Annotated in this window: 20 protein-coding genes; 17 read left to right on the top strand and 3 right to left on the bottom strand. The window is 60.1% G+C overall.

Annotated elements, in window-relative coordinates; genetic code table 11:
- Positions 1-103 precede the first annotated feature (103 nt).
- On the top strand, positions 104-1,057 hold the full coding sequence (locus NWV16_RS09450; protein ID WP_260522814.1) for an alpha/beta hydrolase: 954 nt from the start codon (positions 104-106) through the stop codon (positions 1,055-1,057).
- Between the two features lie 87 nt (positions 1,058-1,144).
- Complete coding sequence (locus tag NWV16_RS09445; RefSeq protein WP_065258064.1) at positions 1,145-1,936, top strand: hypothetical protein; 792 nt, start codon at positions 1,145-1,147, stop codon at positions 1,934-1,936.
- A 42-nt stretch (positions 1,937-1,978) separates the two neighbouring features.
- Here the strand turns inward: NWV16_RS09445 and prmB are convergent, their stop codons facing one another.
- The gene (gene prmB, locus NWV16_RS09440; RefSeq protein ID WP_260522813.1) at positions 1,979-2,887 is read right to left on the bottom strand and encodes a 50S ribosomal protein L3 N(5)-glutamine methyltransferase; all 909 of its coding nucleotides are present in this window, start codon (positions 2,885-2,887) and stop codon (positions 1,979-1,981) included.
- Positions 2,888-3,125: 238 nt separating this feature from the next.
- On the opposite strand from prmB, the gene NWV16_RS09435 reads away from it, so the two are divergent.
- From NWV16_RS09435 to NWV16_RS09415, 5 genes are all read left to right on the top strand, one after another.
- Complete coding sequence (locus tag NWV16_RS09435; protein WP_065258066.1) at positions 3,126-3,716, top strand: cysteine hydrolase family protein; 591 nt, start codon at positions 3,126-3,128, stop codon at positions 3,714-3,716.
- Positions 3,717-3,848: 132 nt separating this feature from the next.
- Positions 3,849-4,169: a hypothetical protein gene (locus tag NWV16_RS09430; protein WP_260522812.1), complete on the top strand. Its 321-nt coding sequence runs from the start codon at positions 3,849-3,851 to the stop codon at positions 4,167-4,169.
- A gap of 74 nt (positions 4,170-4,243) precedes the next feature.
- Entirely contained in the window at positions 4,244-4,801 is a 558-nt protein-coding gene (locus NWV16_RS09425) for a Smr/MutS family protein (protein WP_065258068.1), read from the top strand.
- Between the two features lie 77 nt (positions 4,802-4,878).
- Complete coding sequence (folE, locus tag NWV16_RS09420) at positions 4,879-5,424, top strand: GTP cyclohydrolase I FolE (protein ID WP_003204506.1); 546 nt, start codon at positions 4,879-4,881, stop codon at positions 5,422-5,424.
- A 102-nt stretch (positions 5,425-5,526) separates the two neighbouring features.
- Positions 5,527-5,898, top strand: a complete 372-nt coding sequence (locus NWV16_RS09415) for a glutathione S-transferase N-terminal domain-containing protein (protein WP_260522811.1) — start codon at positions 5,527-5,529, stop codon at positions 5,896-5,898.
- A 33-nt stretch (positions 5,899-5,931) separates the two neighbouring features.
- Here NWV16_RS09415 and NWV16_RS09410 read toward each other — a convergent pair whose 3' ends face one another.
- A complete protein-coding gene (locus NWV16_RS09410) occupies positions 5,932-7,098 on the bottom strand; it encodes a PLP-dependent aminotransferase family protein (RefSeq protein WP_260522810.1) in 1,167 nt (388 codons plus the stop codon).
- Between the two features lie 82 nt (positions 7,099-7,180).
- Between NWV16_RS09410 and NWV16_RS09405 the strand changes: the two genes are divergently transcribed.
- The 4 genes from NWV16_RS09405 (at position 7,181) to NWV16_RS09390 (ending at position 11,626) form a co-directional block, all read left to right on the top strand.
- Positions 7,181-7,624 (top strand): MarR family winged helix-turn-helix transcriptional regulator, encoded by a 444-nt coding sequence (locus NWV16_RS09405; RefSeq protein WP_260522809.1) that lies wholly within the window; start codon positions 7,181-7,183, stop codon positions 7,622-7,624.
- 199 nt (positions 7,625-7,823) lie between these two features.
- Positions 7,824-9,173: an NCS2 family permease gene (locus tag NWV16_RS09400; protein WP_065258072.1), complete on the top strand. Its 1,350-nt coding sequence runs from the start codon at positions 7,824-7,826 to the stop codon at positions 9,171-9,173.
- An 87-nt stretch (positions 9,174-9,260) separates the two neighbouring features.
- On the top strand, positions 9,261-9,890 hold the full coding sequence (locus NWV16_RS09395) for a LysE family translocator (RefSeq protein ID WP_260522808.1): 630 nt from the start codon (positions 9,261-9,263) through the stop codon (positions 9,888-9,890).
- A 140-nt stretch (positions 9,891-10,030) separates the two neighbouring features.
- The gene (locus NWV16_RS09390) at positions 10,031-11,626 is read left to right on the top strand and encodes a hypothetical protein (RefSeq protein ID WP_260522807.1); all 1,596 of its coding nucleotides are present in this window, start codon (positions 10,031-10,033) and stop codon (positions 11,624-11,626) included.
- Positions 11,627-11,734: 108 nt separating this feature from the next.
- Here NWV16_RS09390 and uraH read toward each other — a convergent pair whose 3' ends face one another.
- Positions 11,735-12,088 (bottom strand): hydroxyisourate hydrolase, encoded by a 354-nt coding sequence (uraH, locus tag NWV16_RS09385; RefSeq protein ID WP_011333195.1) that lies wholly within the window; start codon positions 12,086-12,088, stop codon positions 11,735-11,737.
- Between the two features lie 430 nt (positions 12,089-12,518).
- Between uraH and puuE the strand changes: the two genes are divergently transcribed.
- From puuE to NWV16_RS09355, 6 genes are all read left to right on the top strand, one after another.
- Positions 12,519-13,445 (top strand): allantoinase PuuE, encoded by a 927-nt coding sequence (gene puuE / locus NWV16_RS09380; RefSeq protein WP_065258075.1) that lies wholly within the window; start codon positions 12,519-12,521, stop codon positions 13,443-13,445.
- Complete coding sequence (gene uraD, locus NWV16_RS09375) at positions 13,442-13,957, top strand: 2-oxo-4-hydroxy-4-carboxy-5-ureidoimidazoline decarboxylase (protein ID WP_260522806.1); 516 nt, start codon at positions 13,442-13,444, stop codon at positions 13,955-13,957. Before puuE ends, uraD begins: the two co-directional genes overlap by 4 nt.
- A gap of 90 nt (positions 13,958-14,047) precedes the next feature.
- Entirely contained in the window at positions 14,048-15,049 is a 1,002-nt protein-coding gene (alc, locus tag NWV16_RS09370; protein ID WP_085577668.1) for an allantoicase, read from the top strand.
- Between the two features lie 121 nt (positions 15,050-15,170).
- A complete protein-coding gene (locus NWV16_RS09365) occupies positions 15,171-15,674 on the top strand; it encodes an ureidoglycolate lyase (protein ID WP_027613342.1) in 504 nt (167 codons plus the stop codon).
- A gap of 51 nt (positions 15,675-15,725) precedes the next feature.
- Positions 15,726-17,036: a urate hydroxylase PuuD gene (locus NWV16_RS09360; RefSeq protein ID WP_260522805.1), complete on the top strand. Its 1,311-nt coding sequence runs from the start codon at positions 15,726-15,728 to the stop codon at positions 17,034-17,036.
- A gap of 168 nt (positions 17,037-17,204) precedes the next feature.
- Positions 17,205-18,563: a nucleobase:cation symporter-2 family protein gene (locus tag NWV16_RS09355; RefSeq protein WP_260522804.1), complete on the top strand. Its 1,359-nt coding sequence runs from the start codon at positions 17,205-17,207 to the stop codon at positions 18,561-18,563.
- Positions 18,564-18,644: the final 81 nt, after the last annotated feature.

Genomic DNA, 18,644 nt, shown 5'->3' with positions numbered 1-18,644 from the left:
AATTCATGATGCGCGCCAGTATACGCAGGCTAACCGAGTAGTTCATCCTCGAACCTTGGCGGTGTTGGTGAGTCCAACCGGCACCTTGGCAAATGATGGCGTGATGATGCTGCGAGTTTTGATCTTGAGCCTTACCCTGTTTACTGGCTTCGTCCAGGCAACGGTCCTGCAACGCCCGGTGACGCTGGACACCGGCAGCGGAGAACTTTTCGGCTCGCTTTTGCTGCCGAAGTCTGACAATCCGCTGCCGATTGTCCTGATCCTGTCTGGCTCCGGTCCTACGGATCGTGACGGAAACAACCCGGACGGCGGGCGCAACGACAGCCTCAAGCGACTGGCCTGGGTGTTGGCCAAACACAATATCGCCAGCGTTCGCTTCGACAAGCGCGGGGTGGCGGCGAGCCTGGCCGCGACGCCGGATGAGCGCAATCTGTCGGTGGAGGCCTATGTCGCGGACGCGGTGGCCTGGGGCCGGAAGCTCAAGGCCGATCCGCGTTTCGGTCCGCTGATCCTGCTCGGCCACAGCGAGGGCGCACTGATTGCCAGCCTGGCCGCACCGAAAGTCGACGCCGCGGCGGTCATCTCGCTGTCCGGCACGGCGCGGCCGATCGATCAGGTCCTGCGCCGGCAACTGGCCCGCAGCCTTCCACCACCTTTGATGCAGCGCAGCAACGAGCTGCTCGACAGCCTCAAGGCCGGGCATACCGATGACAACGTGCCACCGCCGTTACAGGCGATCTTCCGCCCGAGCGTGCAGCCCTATCTGATTTCGCTGTTCCGTCAGGACCCGTCCGCAGCCTTCGCCCGACTGAAAATGCCGGCCTTGATCGTTCAAGGCAGCAATGACATTCAAGTCCAGGTCGATGACGCCAATTTGCTCAAAGCGGCAAAACCCGATGCCACACTGGCGGTGATCGAAGGCATGAATCATGTGATGCGCATCGTGCCCAATGACGTGAAACGGCAAGTGGCGTCCTACAAGGACCCGAATCTGCCGCTGGCGGCCGAACTGGGAACCCGGATTCTCGGGTTTATTGACGGACTTCGCACCCGTTAACCCTCCAGTCCTGGAAAAAACGGCCGATAAGCCTTTGTCGCCAGCGTACTGGCTGGCGGCAGGCAGCTTGGACAGGATCTCGCCGTTATGACTGATACCCAGACTTCACCCGACACCACCGCTGAAAAAGACGCACCGCCAGCGGTCGAGCTGCCATGGGCGGATGTCCACGTCGAGCACCACAAAATGCTTCGCCTGGCGCCGTTGCAGACCGACCGCAACACCGGCGGGCGGCCGTTGCGTTTTGTCGAATTCGGTTACGCCGAGCGCAACGGCAAAGACCAGAGCCTGATGCGCATGGAGATCAAACTGCCTGCCCAGCGCGTGCGCAAAGAACAGAATCAGCTTGATGTGTGGGTCGACCACAAGACCAAGCGCGTGCACTTCGGCCCGGACAGCGGTTTGCAGATCGAACCGCCAAACCGTGGCATCGGCCGTTTCATGGCCGCCCAGGGCATCAACTGGGCGAAGAAGCGCTGGCCCACCTACACCGTCGACGGCATGGACCTGAACAACAAGGACGCACTGAACGAAGCCACCCGCCTGCGCCGCGATCACTTTCTGCGGGTACACGGCTTTGATGTGGTGTACGCCGACGCCCAGCACTTGAAGGGCAGCGTCAAGGACGTCCGGGTCGGTGATTTGCTCGGCGACTGGAACACTGAAAAGCTGCAGATCGTCGAGATTCTCGAGGCCGCGCAGATGCTGCAGCAAGCCGAGCAGAACCTGGCCGAACAGGAAGTGAAACTGAAGCAGCAGGAAGACAAGGTCAGCAAGTTCAAGCGTGAAGACGCCGGTTTGCGCTTCACCATTACGTGTCTGGTGGCGTTTGCGGTGTTTCAGGCAGGTTTGCTGATCTGGATTGCCACGCACCGCTGAGCCAACGATCGTTCCCACCGAGGCGGGAACGATCGGTTCAGGTCAGACGCGGGAAGCGAAGAGCGCCTGATGATTGCGGCACTGTTCGGCAGTCAGCATGAACACGCCATGTCCGCCGCGCTGGAATTCCAGCCAGGCGAAATCGACTTCCGGGTACAGCGCTTCGACGTGTACCTGGCTGTTGCCCACCTCGACGATCAGCAAACCCTTCTCGGTGAGGTGATCTGCCGCTTCGGCGAGCATCCGGCGCACCAGGTTCAAACCATCGTCGCCACAGGCCAGGCCCAGCTCGGGCTCATGATGGTATTCGTCCGGCATGTCGGCAAAATCTTCCGCATCGACATAAGGCGGGTTCGACACGATCAGGTCGAAACGCTGACCCGGCAGCCCCTCGAAACCATCGCCCTGCACGGTGAACACACGCTCGTCGACGCCGTGGCGCTCGATGTTCTGGTTCGCCACTTCCAGGGCTTCGAACGACAGGTCCGCCAGCACCACTTCGGCATTCTGGAACTCGTAGGCGCACGCGATGCCGATGCAGCCGGAGCCGGTGCACAGGTCGAGAATCCGCGCCGGCTCGGCGCCGATCCACGGCGCAAAACGGTTTTCGATCAACTCGCCGATCGGCGAACGCGGGATCAGCACGCGCTCATCGACGATGAACGACAGGCCGCAGAACCACGCCTCGCCGAGCAGATAAGCGGTCGGAATGCGCTCTTCGATGCGGCGTTTGAGCAAGCGTTGCAGGTTGACCAGTTCGTCGTCTTCCAGCGCGCAGTCCAGATAGCTGTCGGCGATTTCCCATGGCAGGTGCAGGGCGCCGAGCACGAGTTGCCGGGCTTCGTCCCAGGCGTTATCGGTGCCGTGGCCGAAAAACAGATCCTCCCCATGGAAGCGGCTGACGGCCCAACGGATATGGTCGCGCAGGGTACGAAGTCGGGAAGTGATCACGGGCAGAACTCCAGAAAAAACGACTGGCGATTCTAGCAGCCAAAACGCGTCACGACGACGCAGGAAATATCCCGGGTCGACGGTAGGAGCGTTCCGAATTCCTTATCAGCTATTGAACAGAACGTGTAACTTGACGAGGCTGCAGGCCAGAAACGACGGTGCCTACGATGGTAGCGATTCACAGAACCGCTCAGCCAGAGGACAATGTCGCAAAAGCCCCACCCGAAGGAGCCCCAGAATGTCCGTTCCAAAAACGATGTTTCAACTCAGCGGTCGCGGTTACGCAGCGGCCACGTTGAGCCATGCCACCGTGGTCATCATCGATGCCCAGAAAGAGTACCTCAGCGGCCCGCTGGCCCTGAGCGGCATGGACGCGGCTGTCGCGAACATCAAACAACTGGTTGCCGCCGCACGTGCAGCCGGCCGTCCGATCGTGCACGTACGCCACCTCGGCACCGTGGGCGGTCTGTTCGACCCGCAGGGCGAACGCGGCGAATTCATCCCCGGTCTGGAACCCCAGGGCGATGAAACCATCATCGGCAAACTGTTGCCGAGCGCTTTCCACGGCACCGAACTCTACGATCGCCTGCAAACCCTCGGCTCGCTCGACCTGATCGTCTGCGGTTTCATGAGCCACTCCAGCGTCAGCACCACCGTACGCGCGGCGAAGAATCTTGGATTCCGCTGCACCCTGGTTGAAGACGCCTGCGCCACTCGTGATCTGCCATTCAAGGGCCGCGTACTCAGCGCCGCCCAGGTACAGGAGGCGGAAATGGCGATCATGGCCGACAACTTCGCCACCCTTGCCCGGACTCAGGACCTGATCTGATACACCTGCCCGTGAGCGGCCCGGCCCGCCGCTCATCCGCAAAAGCCTCGCATTTGCTTCAATTACCCTAGCCTCAGGAACAACCCGGGCAACTCCCGGTCGAAGGGCCGATACCCATTGAGGAAGGTCGGAATGAAGTTATCCGATGGATTTGACGCACGCCGCTTGCGGCCCAAAGGCCAAAGCAACTGGCGTTTTCGATTTGGCGCAGCGATCGCCGCCATTCTGGCGACGTTCGGTGTGCTGTTGGCGATGGCCGGGGCCGCCAGCCTGATCGGGCACCCGCCGGCACTCGGAGAATTGAATGCTACGCCGACCGGCTCGGCGATCATTCTGGCCGTCGGCCTGTTGTTCCTGTATTTCGGCGTAGGCTTGTGGCGCCGTTGCCGGCGTCGCGCGCGGCAATCGCGGGAACTGAACATGTCTCCGCACCTGATGAAAAAACACGACTGAATCGACGGCCTGGCTTTTTGCCGGGCCGTTTTGTGTCTCTTTGGGTAAACTGGCCGCCCTTCGCGGAGGCTGATATGCAAGACGACGATTTTTCCCTGTTCAAAAGTGCGATCCAAGGCGTCAAGCCGATCAAGCACGACCGCGCCGACACCGGCAAACCCAAGACTGACCGTGCGCAAATCGCCAAACTGCGCCAGTCCGCCACCATCCGTACCGAAACCACCACCGTTGACGGTCTGTCCGATCAGTTCGTGATCGACGTCGGCCCCGAAGACGAGCTGATGTGGGCCCGCGACGGGGTGCAGGAAAGCCAGATGCGCAAGCTGAAGATCGGACAGATCCCGTTCGAAGGCAGCCTCGATCTGCACGGCATGAGCGTCGAAAAGGCCCGGGAAACCCTTTGGGCGTTTCTCGCCGAGGCGACAAAATTCGAAATCCGCTGCGTACGCGTCACCCACGGCAAGGCCGTGCGTCTGGACGGCAAGCGCCCGATGATCAAAAGCCACGTCAACACCTGGCTGCGCCAGCATGCGCAAGTGCTCGGTTTCTGCTCATGCCAGGCGAAACACGGCGGCGCCGGCGCGGTTTACGTGATGCTCAAACGCACCATGATGGAAGGCCGCGACGAATAATCCCGTCACACCGAACTTGCAGGGTCGTGTCCGCCACCGTACCCTTGCCCTTTGCGAAAATCCCCACAGGTAGTTTCATGTCCCTGGAACAGAATTACACCGCGATTCTCGGCCAACTGGGCGAGGACGTGTCCCGCGAGGGCCTGCTCGACACGCCGAAGCGTGCCGCCAAAGCCATGCAGTACCTCTGCCGCGGTTATGAACAGACGCTCGAAGAGGTCACCAATGGTGCCCTGTTCAGCTCCGACAACAGCGAAATGGTGCTGGTCAAGGACATCGAGCTCTACTCGTTGTGCGAACACCACCTGCTGCCGTTCATCGGCAAGGCCCATGTCGCGTATATCCCGAGCGGCAAAGTGCTGGGCCTGTCGAAGGTCGCGCGGATCGTCGACATGTACGCCCGTCGCCTGCAGATCCAGGAAAACCTCAGCCGCCAGATCGCCGATGCGGTCCAGCAGGTCACCGGCGCGCTGGGCGTGGCCGTGGTGATCGAGGCCAAGCACATGTGCATGATGATGCGCGGTGTGGAGAAACAGAATTCGTCGATGATCACTTCGGTGATGCTCGGTGAGTTCCGCGAAAACGCGGCGACCCGCAGCGAGTTTCTCAGCCTGATCAAGTAATCTGCGACACAAAAAAACCGGCGTTGATCGCCGGTTTTTTTTCGTCCGTGAAAAATCGGGTAAGCTGCGCGCCTTCTTCAATGTCCCTGTGAGGCTTGTAACGTGTTCGTCAAAGCGCTTCGTGTCGGCCTCGGCCAACTGATCATCTTCGTTGATTTCCTGACCCGACCGGGCAAGAAGCAGCGCCCCGCCGCTGCCCAGGCTCAAGTGGACGCCGCCGCCAAGGATCTGACCCTGTATCAGTTTCACGCCTGCCCGTTCTGCGTGAAGACCCGCCGCAGCCTGCGTCGCCTGAATGTGCCGGTGGCTCTGAAGGACGCAAAGAACAACGAGCAGGATCGCCAGACCCTGCTGGAACAGGGCGGCAAGATCAAGGTGCCGTGCCTGCGCATCGAAGAGAACGGCCAGACCACCTGGATGTATGAATCCGACACCATCATCGAATACCTGAACAAGCGGTTCGCCGCCGTCTGAACCTAAAAAAACCGGCCTGCGCGGCCGGTTTTTTTATGCCGCCTGCGCGGCATGTGCCTGGCGCACGACGCCTGCCAGACGCTTGAGCCCTTCATCCAGACGATCCGGATCAATGTGGCTGAAGTTCAGGCGCAGATGGCCAGGGTTGCGATCCGGCTCCGGGAAAAACGGTTCGCCCGGCATGAACGCTACATCGTTGGCCAACGCGGCATTGAGCAAGGTGCGCGTGTCCAACGGCTTTTTCAGGGTCAGCCAGAAAAACAACCCGCCCTGCGGCGTTTCCCAGTCCGCCAGATCAGCGAAGTGAGTGTCCAGCGCCGCTTGAAAGGCATCGCGGCGCTGACGGTAGAAGCCGCGCAACTCACTCAAATGCTGCTGATATTTCTCGCTGCCGATCCACTGCAACGCCTGCCACTGGCCGATGCGATTGGTGTGCAGATCCGCCGACTGCTTGAGCTTGAGCAAATGTGGAAACAGGTCTGGACTGGCAATCAGATAGCCGACGCGCAGACCCGGCAGCAGGGTTTTCGAAACGGTGCCGGTGTAAATCCAGCTGGATTTCTTCAAACGACCGGCGATCGGTCGGGCGCTGCCGCCGTCGAAGGTCAGTTCGCGGTAGGGCTCGTCTTCGATCAGGGTCACGCCGAACTCGTCGAGCAGCGCGGCGACCGCCTCGCGCCTGGCTTCGCTGTAGCGGACAGCGGACGGGTTCTGGAAGGTCGGGATCAGGTAGATGAACGCCGGGCGGTGCTGTTCAAGGCGCTGGCGCAATTGCGCAAGGTCCGGTCCGTCGGCCTCGAGCGGCACGGTCAGGCAATCGGCGCCGAACAACTGGAAAATCTGCAACGCCGCAAGATAGGTCGGCGCTTCGAGCAGGATTTCCGTGCCCTTGTCGATGTACAGCTTGGCGGCCAGATCAAGGGTTTGCTGAGAGCCACTGACCACCAACACCTGGCTCGCCTCGCACGGCAAACCCAGCGCCCTCGCCTCTGCTGCCAGTGCTTCACGCAACGCTGGCTCGCCTTCGCTCATGCCGTATTGGCCGAGAGACAGCGGCATGGTGGCCCACTCGACCTTCGGCAGCATCGTTTCAGCCGGCAAGCCGCCGGCGAACGACATGACTTCCGGGCGCTGCGCCGCGGCAAGGATTTCACGGATCAGAGAACTTTTGAGACGCGACACTCGTTCGGAAAAAGCCATGGGGATCACCGCTAGCGAGGCTGGAAGGAAATGAGTCAAACTGGTTGACTGAAATTACGTCAACTTCTGCGGAAACGTCAACATGATTGACCTTAAAAATTGCGCCAGCCAACAACAAGCCATGGAAGCGTTCTTCTTCGGCTATCAGGCATTCACCGCCAAAGCCGATGAAATGCTCGAACGTCGCGGTCTGTCGCGAGTGCACCAACGCATCGTGTTTTTCATCGCCCGCTATCCGAATTCAAGCGTCAAGGAGCTACTCACATTGCTCGGCGTAAGCAAACAGGCGTTGAACATGCCATTGCGCCAGTTGCAGGAAATGCACCTGGTCGACAGCGTGGCGTCCGAGGTGGACAAGCGTAAGCGCTTGCTGGAGCTGACCGTCGAAGGCGCGAAACTTGAACAGGCGCTGCGTCGCGAACAGGTGAAATTACTCGAGCGAGCGTTCGCCGAGGCCGGCGAAACAGCGGTGAATGGCTGGCTGGCGGTGAATACGGCCCTGGGGAAAAGCCGCTCGACCGAGTGATATAGCGCGATCCTCAAAACTTTCGTCAACAAAACCAAAAACATTATTTGCTTTATTTGTATACAAAAGCATAATCCACTGCGTGCGAGTTCCTGACCGCATGGTCAACAAATTCGCGTATGCCTCAAAGGGCCGCTGCCACCCTCCTCATAGGGTCCGGCCCTGGAAATAACAATAAAACTCTTGAGGAGTACTCGCTGTGGAAAGCCGCAAATCCGAAGCATCGACGCTGGAACTCTCGCCGCCGTTACGCAATGGCCTGCTGGAGCGCATCTTCAAACTCAGCTTGCATGGCACCACGGTGAAGACCGAGCTGATTGCCGGTCTGACAACCTTCATCACCATGGCTTACATCATTTTCGTCAACCCGAACATCATGGCCGATGCCGGGATCGACCATGGTGCGGCCTTCGTCGCCACCTGCATTGCCGCCGCTCTGGGCTGCCTGCTGATGGGTCTGTACGCCAACTGGCCGGTGGGCCTGGCGCCGGGTATGGGCCTCAACGCATTCTTTACCTACACCGTGGTCGGCACCATGGGCTACAACTGGGAAACCGCCCTCGGGGCGGTGTTCGTCTCGGGCGTGCTGTTCATGATCCTGACCTTCTCGCGCATCCGCGAATGGCTGCTCAACAGCATTCCGGTCAGCCTGCGCTTTGCGATGGGTGCCGGTGTCGGTCTGTTTCTCGGGCTGATCGGTCTTAAGACCGCCGGTATCGTGGTCGACAGTCCGGCCACCCTGATCAAGCTCGGCTCGCTGCGTGAACCCGGCCCGCTGCTCGCCGCCCTCTGCTTCCTGATGATCGCGATCCTCAGTTACCACAAAGTGTTCGGCGCGATCCTCATCAGTATCATCACCGTGACTCTGGCCGGCTGGGGCATCGGCCTGGTGCACTACGAGGGGATCATGTCCGCTCCGCCAAGCCTGGCACCGACCTTCATGGCCATGAATGTCGCCGGCGTGTTCAACGTCAGCATGATCAGCGTGGTACTGGCCTTCCTCTTCGTACACATGTTCGACACCGCCGGCACCCTGATGGGCGTTGCCCAGCGCGCCAATCTGGTGGGCGCTGACGGTCGTATCGAAAACCTCTCTCGCGCGATGAAAGCCGACTCCGCCTCCAGCGTATTCGGTGCGGTCGTCGGCGTTCCACCGGTCACCAGCTACGTGGAAAGTGCCGCCGGTGTAGCGGCGGGTGGTCGGACTGGTCTTACCGCAGTCACCGTCGGTGTGCTATTTATAGCCGCGATGTTCTTTGCACCGCTGGCCGGCATGATTCCCGCCTACGCCACCGCTGGCGCGCTGATTTATGTCGCAATGCTGATGATGGGCGGCATGGCGCACATCGAATGGGACGAAGCGACCGACAGCATTCCGGCCATCGTCACCGCGATCATGATGCCGCTGACCTTCTCGGTCGCCGACGGCATCGCGCTGGGCTTCATCACCTATGTCGCGCTGAAGGCCGGCACTGGCAAGTACAAAGAGATTTCCGTCAGCCTGTGGGTGCTCTGCGCGATCTTTATCGCCAAGTTCATCTTCCTGTAAGCGACACGCGGTTCGGGCATCAAAACAGCCTCACCCCAGCGGGTGGGGCTTTTGCACATCTTTGATAACGACAAGAAGGAGAAAGTGATGAGTCTGGAAACCTGGCTGCTGTTCAGCGGCGCTGCGCTGGTGGTGATTCTGATACCGGGACCACTGTCGTTGCTGATGATCAGCAACAGTCTGAATTACGGATTGCGCCGCTCTTATCCGGCCTTTCTGGGTGGCGTCAGTGCGTCGATCTGCCTGCTCAGCGCCTCGGCTCTGGGTCTGGGCGCCTTGCTGCTGGCATCGGAAAAACTCTTCAGCGCACTGAAAATCGTTGGTGCGCTGTACCTGTTCTACCTCGCCTGGCAGAGCTGGCAGCAATCGCGTCAGCCATCGGTCGGCGCCCAGGTTCCAGACGCAGCGCCGGCTCCTCGCTTTCGCGCATTGTTCGGGCGTGCATTCGTACTGGGCGCCAGCAACCCGAAGGACATCCTGTTCTTTGCAGCGTTTCTGCCGCAGTTTCTCAATGCCGAGCAGCCGTTTCTGCCGCAGTTGCTGGTGATGATTGCGACCTGGACCGTGCTCGATCTGCTGTGCAAATTGACTTACGGCCTCGGCGCTCACGGCGCAGCGCGATACCTGCGCAGCGGCAAGGGCCAGAGCTGGTTCAACCGCATCAGTGCCGGACTGTTTGGCGGAGCAGGTGCAGCCTCGTTGCTGAGCAGTCACTGAGCCTCTCGGGAACGAGCGATACCCGGTAACATTTCGCCTCACGAATAGATCTATGTACCGCACTTCGCAACGTCGATTCACCGAACATCCGGCTTCTTCTGGCCAGACCAACGTGAACCGACCTTGCGAGTGATTAACCCATGAGCCCCAGACGCCCGATAAAACCCGGCGCACCAACCAACACTCCCGAAACGCCTTTCCCCCTTCCCGACGTCGGGCCTCCGGCATTCCACAGGTTGCCGCTGAACATCGCCCCTCATGGTGAAGATCGAGTATCGATCGATCCCCTGAGAACATCCGTTCAATCACCTTCCCCCCGGCCTGCGCCTCTGGAGATCGCCGACCTGCCGGCCGAGACCCATGTCACTCCTGTGGTCATTCATGCGCCGATCGAGCACTTTTTCCTTCCGCCCAATCAGCTCTCCAGGCTCCCGGCGCCGAATGCGCTGTCCGGAATTCGGGAACTCGGGGCGCAGAGACACTTTGTGGATCTTCAAGAGGGAGGAACCGTCCTGCTGGGTATCGATGCGGAAAATCACTACCGGGCAAGATTGAACAGCGACTACAAGCCCTCCGGCCCACGAGTCGAGCGGGTGGAAGGCACTCTGACCTGGCGCGTGAAACCTGCTGTGGAGGGCACCTCGGGCAACGAATCCAGATTGTCACTCAAACGCCTGCGAAACCCGGATGACGAATCCGCAGAAAGCGCCGTCGCGTCCAAACGTGCCTTCACCTCGACGGGGGAAGAATGGTCCGATCCCTGGAAAAAATGGGATGCAACACTCCAGCAACCCTCCGCCGGAGGCATTGAAGTCGACGGTATCCGTTTTCTCCTTGTGCCACGGGGAAGCGATCCGGATCACCCGATCGTCTACATCAGGAATCCGGAACACTGGATGTATGACTTCGATTACCTGGAACGGATCCTCGGTACAGACTTGATGCAGCAACCCAGAGGCGCGATCCGCGTTCCGCCCGCGAACCGCTGGGAGGTCGATCCAAGCCTCCCCTTTCAACATCCGCTGAAGCAATACATTGGCGCTTTTTTTCCGCAGTTGTCGGAAATCTCGGTGAACAAGGTTGCCAGACATCAGTTCAGCCTGGCCAACAACGGGGACATAGCAACCGGCGTCGGCCTGACGCGCCTCAGGCAGACGTTCAATGACTGGAAGCGCGGCAACAGCACACCTCATCCGGCGCTGGCCGATCCGTTGCTGATGCTCCCGATTCTGACAAACGCCGACAGCGGAGCAGGTTTCAGTCGCACACTTGAACTGCCAGCCCTGACGGCGGAAGGCTCCTTGCAGCGGCTGGACTTCGATCTGACAAAACAGGAGTGGGACGCTTTCAAAACGACTCAGTCAGGGATCGACCTCAAGCGGCTCATGTTCGGCATCCTGGTCCGCCAGGGCTACGATGTTCACGTGCCGACGCCTTCGACGACTTTCCCGGCTCTGGTGTTTCGTCGGGTGAATCATCCCTTCGTCTTTTTCATCAGCCTGCACCGTGTCAGGGGCAGGAAAATCCATCAACCCTTGAGCTTCAGTCCTGATACCACCGATGCTCGACTCAATACCCGGATCGGATACCCGGCACTTCAGGAAATCCTTCAGGCGCACGCCGAAAACCGACTGGTGTGGCTCAAGGGTGGATCGCAGATCCATGCTTCGCAACCGGACAGCATTTTCATCGTCAGGGATGATGAGTCGAGGCTCGGTACGCTTGCGAACCAATAACCCGAAACGCGTTCGACAAGACGAAAAAAAGCCCGCAGTGTGAGCGGGCGAAAGACCAAAGAAGCTATATGCGCAGTCGCTTCCCGGCGGGGGGCAGCTGCTTGGGGGTCAGCTGCCCCGGTAGGTGGAATAGCTGTAAGGCGAAATCAGCAACGGTACGTGGTAGTGATCCTGTTCTGCAGAAATGCCGAACCGCAGCACGACCACGTCCAGAAATGCCGGCTCCGGCAACTGGACGCCACGGGCGCGGTAGTAATCGCCGGCGTGGAACTGAACCTGATAGACACCGGTACGGTAGTCATCGCCTTGCAGCAGCGGCGCATCGACCCGGCCATCGCTGTTGGTAAGCGCGCTGGCGACCAATTCCAGGTGCGAACCTTCAACGCGGTACAGCTCGACCTTGATCGAGCTGCCCGGGCAACCGTGTGCAGCGTCCAAAACGTGTGTTGTCAAACGTCCCATTGATTCTGCGCGCCTGCCTGCGTGAAGCAGTCAGACTTCGCGCCTCCCGAAGTCAGTTGAAAAAGGAGACCGCACCGTTTCGGAGCACGAAAAGCTGCGGCGAGCGACTGATTAAGACACTTTTCAAAAAAATTGTACACAATAAAAACGACATTTTTCCTCTCACCCCCGCCATCCCGTGTTTTATCGGGAATTTGCCCATGACCCACGCATTCATTGAACCCCTGAACCATTAGCTGACTGGTCAGGCAGGATTCTTGCAGCCTCACGCCGTTACCAGCAAAAGATGACAGTCGGTGAAAAATGCAAAAATTCAGGCTTACAAATTGAGAATAAAGTTGTATACAATCAGCCCATCGCTGTGACGCCAGCCAACCATCTCACCGCCAGGGCGTCACACCATCTGTCAACGATAAGAAGGAAGACTGCAGTGAGCGCTGACTACCCACGCGACCTGATCGGTTACGGCAGTAACCCTCCTCACCCACACTGGCCGGGCAATGCCCGGATCGCCCTGTCCTTCGTGCTCAATTACGAAGAAGGCGGCGAGCGCAACATCCTGCATGGTGACAAAGAATCCGAAGCCTTCCTCTCTGAAATGGTTGCCGCTCAACCGCTGCAAGGCGTGCGCAACATGAGCATGGAATCGCTGTACGAGTATGGCAGCCGTGCCGGCGTCTGGCGGATCCTGAAACTGTTCAAGGAATTCGACATCCCGCTGACCATCTTCGCCGTGGCCATGGCCGCCCAGCGTCACCCGGACGTGATCCGTGCGATGGTCGAGGCCGGTCACGAGATCTGCAGCCACGGCTACCGCTGGATCGATTACCAATACATGGACGAGGCTCAGGAACGCGAGCACATGCTCGAAGCGATCCGCATCCTCACCGAACTCACCGGCGAACGCCCGCTGGGCTGGTACACCGGTCGCACCGGCCCGAACACCCGTCGTCTGGTGATGGAAGAAGGCGGTTTCCTCTACGACTGCGACACCTACGACGACGACCTGCCCTACTGGGAACCAAACAATCCGACCGGCAAACCGCACCTGGTGATTCCGTACACTCTGGACACCAATGACATGCGCTTCACCCAGGTCCAGGGCTTCAACAAGGGCGACGATTTCTTCGAATACCTCAAAGACGCCTTCGACGTGCTCTACGCCGAAGGCGCCGAAGCGCCGAAGATGCTGTCGATCGGTCTGCACTGCCGTCTGGTGGGCCGCCCGGCGCGTCTGGCTTCGCTCAAACGCTTCATCGAATACGCTAAAAGTCATGAACAGGTGTGGTTCACCCGTCGCGTCGACATCGCCCGTCACTGGCACGAAACCCACCCGTACCAAGGGGCTGCCAAATGAGCACCTTTCAAACCCTGAAACCGTCGACCCTGAGCCGCGACGCCTTCGTCAAAGCCTTCGCCGACATCTACGAACATTCGCCATGGGTGGCCGAAAAGGCCTTCGAGCTGGGCCAGGATGCCTCGATCGACCAGATCGAAACCCTGCACCAGCGCATGAGCGACATCCTGTTGAGCGCCGATCACGCCAGTCAACTGGCGCTGATCAACGCTCACCCTGACCTGGCCGGCAAAGCTGCCGTCCAGGGCCAGTTGACCGAAGCCAGCACCAATGAACAGGCTGGCGCCGGTATTCACCAATGCACGGCCGAAGAGTTCCAGCGCTTCACCGAGCTGAACGACGCCTACAAGGCCAAGTTCAAGTTTCCCTTCATCATGGCGGTAAAAGGCAGCAACCGGCATCAGATCCTCGCGGCGTTCGAAACGCGCATCCACAACCCGGTCGACACCGAGTTCAAATGCGCGCTGGCGGAGATCAACAAGATCGCCCTGTTCCGATTACTGACTCTCTAGCAAGCCTGGCCCGAGAAGCCACCAGAACGCTTGTGTTTCCCAGGGCCTCGCAAGCATCCCAAGCCACTTATTTAAAGGCAGACAAGAAGAATGAAAGCTTACGCCGTACCTTTCGAGAAGTTCGTCAACCTGGCCGATGCCCGTCTGGGCACCAAAATCATTTCGGTCACCGATGACTGGTTCGCAGACGCCAATCGTCTGTTTCAGCCGACCCCGGCCGTGTGGAAGGAGGGCGTGTTCGATGACAACGGCAAGTGGATGGACGGCTGGGAATCGCGCCGCAAGCGCTTCGAAGGCTACGACAGCGCGGTGATCCGCCTGGGCGTACCGGGTTCGATCAAAGGCGTGGACATCGACACTTCATTCTTCACCGGCAACTTCCCGCCATCGGCTTCGCTGGAAGCCTGCTTCCTGGCGTCGGGCGAGCCGGACGAAAACACCCAGTGGACTGAAGTACTGTCGGCCGTCGAGCTGCAAGGCAACAGCCATCACTACCACGAAATCAGCAACGACCAGGCGTTCAGCCACCTGCGCTTCAATATCTACCCGGACGGCGGCGTGGCACGTCTGCGCGTGTACGGCATCCCGTTCCGCGACTGGTCCGCTGTTGGCGACAACGAGCAAGTCGACCTGGCTGCAGCCCTCAACGGTGGCCGCGCCCTCGCCTGTTCCGACGAACACTTCGGTCGCATGAGCAACATCCTCAACCCGGGCCGTGGCATCAACATGGGCGACGGCTGGGAAACCGCACGTCGTCGCACCCCAGGCAATGACTGGGTGATCGTCGCGCTGGGCCACCCGGGCGAGATCGAGAAAATCGTCGTCGACACCCTGCACTTCAAGGGCAACTACCCGGACAGCTGCTCGATCCAGGGCGCGTTCGTCAAGGGCGGCACCGACAGCCAGATCGAAACCCAGTCGCTGTTCTGGCGCGAACTGCTGCCGAGCCAGAAGCTGGAAATGCACGCCGAACACACCTTCGTCGAGCAGATCAAGGCACTGGGTCCGATCACCCACATCCGTCTGAACGTGTTCCCGGACGGTGGTGTGAGCCGCCTGCGCCTGTTCGGCAAGGTCGCTAAACAAGGGTGATCCCAATCGCTGGCAAGCCAGTTCCCACAGTTTTTGTGAACACCACCGTTCACTGTGGGAGCGAGCTTGCCCGCGATGGCGATAGTTCTAACAACACAGAATTTTGGATAAGAAGAACAGCATGCGCACATTGACGATTGAACCGCTGACCAAAGAAGCCTTCGCCCCGTTCGGTGACGTGATCGAAACCGACGGCAGCGATCACTTCATGATCAACAACGGTTCGACCATGCGCTTCCACAAACTGGCGACGGTCGAAACCGCGACGCCCGAGGACAACGCGATCATCAGCATATTCCGCGCCGACGCGCAGGACATGCCATTGACCGTGAGCATGCTGGAGCGCCATCCGCTGGGCAGCCAGGCTTTCATTCCGCTGCTCGGCAACCCCTTTCTGATCGTGGTCGCGCCACTTGGCGATGTACCTGTATCAGGCTTGGTCCGCGCCTTCGTCACCAACGGCAGGCAGGGCATCAATTACCATCGCGGCGTCTGGCACCACCCGGTGCTGACGATCGAAAAGCGGGATGACTTCCTGGTGGTTGATCGCAGTGGCACTGGCAATAACTGCGATGAGCATTTCTTCAAAGAGGATGAGCGTTTGATCCTCGCCCCCCACCAATAAGAGAAGGTCTGATCACTCGACAACAAGAGTGACAGGCATGAGGTAAAGACTGTGGAAGCACATCTGTTGGAATGGCTGAACCTGAGCGTGCGCTGGGTTCACATGATCACTGGCGTGGCCTGGATCGGCGCGTCGTTCTACTTCGTCTGGCTGGAGAACAACCTCAACCGCGTCAACCCGAAAACCGGCCTTGCCGGCGATCTGTGGGCGATCCACGGCGGCGGTATCTATCACCTGGAAAAATACAAACTGGCTCCTCCGTCGATGCCGGAGAACCTGCACTGGTTCAAATGGGAAGCCTATTTCACCTGGATGTCGGGGATCGCGCTGCTGTGCGTGGTGTTCTACTCCAACCCCGTGCTCTACCTCGTGGCACCCGGCAGCGGCCTGACCGGCCCTGAAGGCGTGGCCATCGGCATCGGTTCGCTGATCGCCGGCTGGTTCATCTACGACTTCCTCTGCGATTCGCCACTGGGCAAGAAACCCGCCCTGCTCGGCTTCATCCTGTTCGTGCTGATCATCGGTGCGGCGTTTGGCTTCAGCAAGGTGTTCAGCGGTCGTGGTGCGTACCTGCACGTCGGCGCGATCATCGGCACCATCATGGTCGGCAACGTGTTCCGTATCATCATGCCGGCCCAGCGCGCACTGGTGGCCGCGATTGCCGAGAACCGCACGCCGGATCCGGCGCTGCCGGCCAAGGGCCTGCTGCGTTCGCGTCACAACAACTACTTCACCCTGCCGGTGCTGTTCATCATGATCAGCAACCACTTCCCGAGCACTTACGGCAGTCAGTACAACTGGCTGATCCTGGCCGGGATCGCGGTACTGGCGGTGTTGGTGCGTCACTACTTCAACACCCGTCACGACAGCCACAAGTTCGCCTGGACCCTGCCGGTGGCAGCGGTGGGCATGATCAGTCTGGCGTATGTCACCGGCCCAGCGCCGACGACTGCACCGGAAGTGGCCAAGGCCCCGGCGAAAATCGAGTACCAGCCACTGCCGGAAACGGCGCTGGGTGGTGGCGCGAAACCGGCTGAAGCGGCACAACCGGCGGCCCCTGCCGCACCGGCCGCAGCCCCTGCTCAGGCGTCCAACGCCAGCGCCGGTTTCGACAAGGTGCACTCGGTGATCCAGGAACGCTGCGCGGTCTGCCATTCGGCCAAACCGACCAGCCCGCTGTTCAGCGCGGCGCCGGCCGGTGTGATGTTCGACACCCCCGAGCAGATCCGCCAGAACGCGGCGCGGATCCAGGCGCAAGCCATCACCACGCAGATCATGCCACTGGGCAACATCACGCAGATGACCCAGCAGGAACGTGATCTGATCGGTGCATGGATCGCTCAGGGAGCCCAGACCAACTAAGCAGTAAAAGCATCGCTGGCAAGCCAGCTCCCACAGGGTTTTGCACTGCCTGTGTGGGAGCTGGCTTGCCGGCGAATTGCCGCAACGCGGTTTACCTGATGCAAAGAAACAGCTGTGAGCAACCCGGCAGCTGTTCAATCACAAGAATAAAAAGATCCGAGGTGTTGCATGTCCGAGCTGTCCAAAGCGCGCATCCCCGACGCACCCGCCATTCAGCGTTTGCCCCTTTTGCAACTGATCCTGGTCGGTCTGCAACATGTTCTGCTGATGTACGGCGGCGCCATCGCGGTCCCGCTGATCATCGGACAGGCCGCTGGCCTGAGTCGTGAAGAAATCGCCTTCCTGATCAACGCCGACCTGCTGGTCGCCGGCATCGCGACCATCGTGCAGTCCCTGGGGATCGGCCCGATGGGCATCCGCATGCCGGTGATGATGGGCGCCAGTTTTGCCGCCGTCGGCAGCATGGTCGCCATGGCCGGCATGCCCGGCATCGGTCTGCAGGGGATCTTCGGTGCGACCATCGCCGCCGGATTCTTCGGCATGATCATCGCGCCGTTCATGTCCAAAGTCGTACGCTTCTTCCCGCCTCTGGTGACCGGCACGGTCATCACCTCGATCGGTCTGTCGCTGTTCCCCGTGGCCGTGAACTGGGCCGGTGGCGGCGCTGTCGCTGCTCAATTCGGCTCGCCGATTTACCTGGCCATTGCCGCACTGGTACTGGCCACCATTCTGTTGATCCACCGCTTCATGCGCGGCTTCTGGGTCAATATTTCCGTGCTGATCGGCATGTGCCTGGGCTATGTGCTCTGTGGCGCCATCGGCATGGTCGATCTGAGCGGCATGGCCAATGCACCGTGGGTTCAGTTCGTCACCCCGCTGCATTTCGGCATGCCGAAGTTCGAACTGGCGCCGATCCTGTCGATGTGTCTGGTGGTGGTGATCATCTTCGTCGAGTCCACGGGGATGTTCCTGGCACTGGGCAAGATCACCGGCCAGGAAGTCTGCCCGCGCAGGCTGCGCCGGGGTTTGCTGTGCGATGCCGGCGCCTCGTTCGTTGCCGGTTTCTTCAATACCTTCACCCACTCTTCTTTCGCGCAGAACATCGGCCTGGTGCAGATGACCGGCGTGCGCTGCCGTTCGGTGACCCTCGTTGCCGGCGGTCTGCTGATCGTCCTCAGCCTGCTGCCGAAAGCCGCGTTCCTGGTGGCGTCGATTCCACCGGCAGTACTCGGTGGTGCGGCGATTGCGATGTTCGGCATGGTGGCAGCCACCGGCATCAAGATCCTGCAGGAAGCCGACATCGGCGACCGTCGCAATCAATTGCTCGTGGCGGTGAGCATCGGCATGGGCCTGATTCCGGTGGTTCGCCCTGAGTTCTTCGCCCACCTGCCTCTCTGGATGAGCCCGATCACCCACAGCGGCATCGCCATGGCCACCCTCAGTGCGCTGACGCTGAACCTGCTGTTCAACATCCTGGGCGGCGCCGAGCGCGCGACCATCAACGATTGTCACGCACACCCGCACTGATCCGAAGCGTAAAAGAGGGGCTCGCCAACGCCAGCCCCCTCGCGACAGCTTTGCCTCAAACAATAAAAACAAGAGGGAGCA

Source organism: Pseudomonas sp. BW7P1 (assembly GCF_024981055.1).
Classification (GTDB): Bacteria; Pseudomonadota; Gammaproteobacteria; order Pseudomonadales; family Pseudomonadaceae; genus Aquipseudomonas; species Aquipseudomonas bananamidigenes.
Note: the sequence above shows the minus strand (reverse complement) of the source record. Positions and strands in the feature narration are given on the sequence as shown.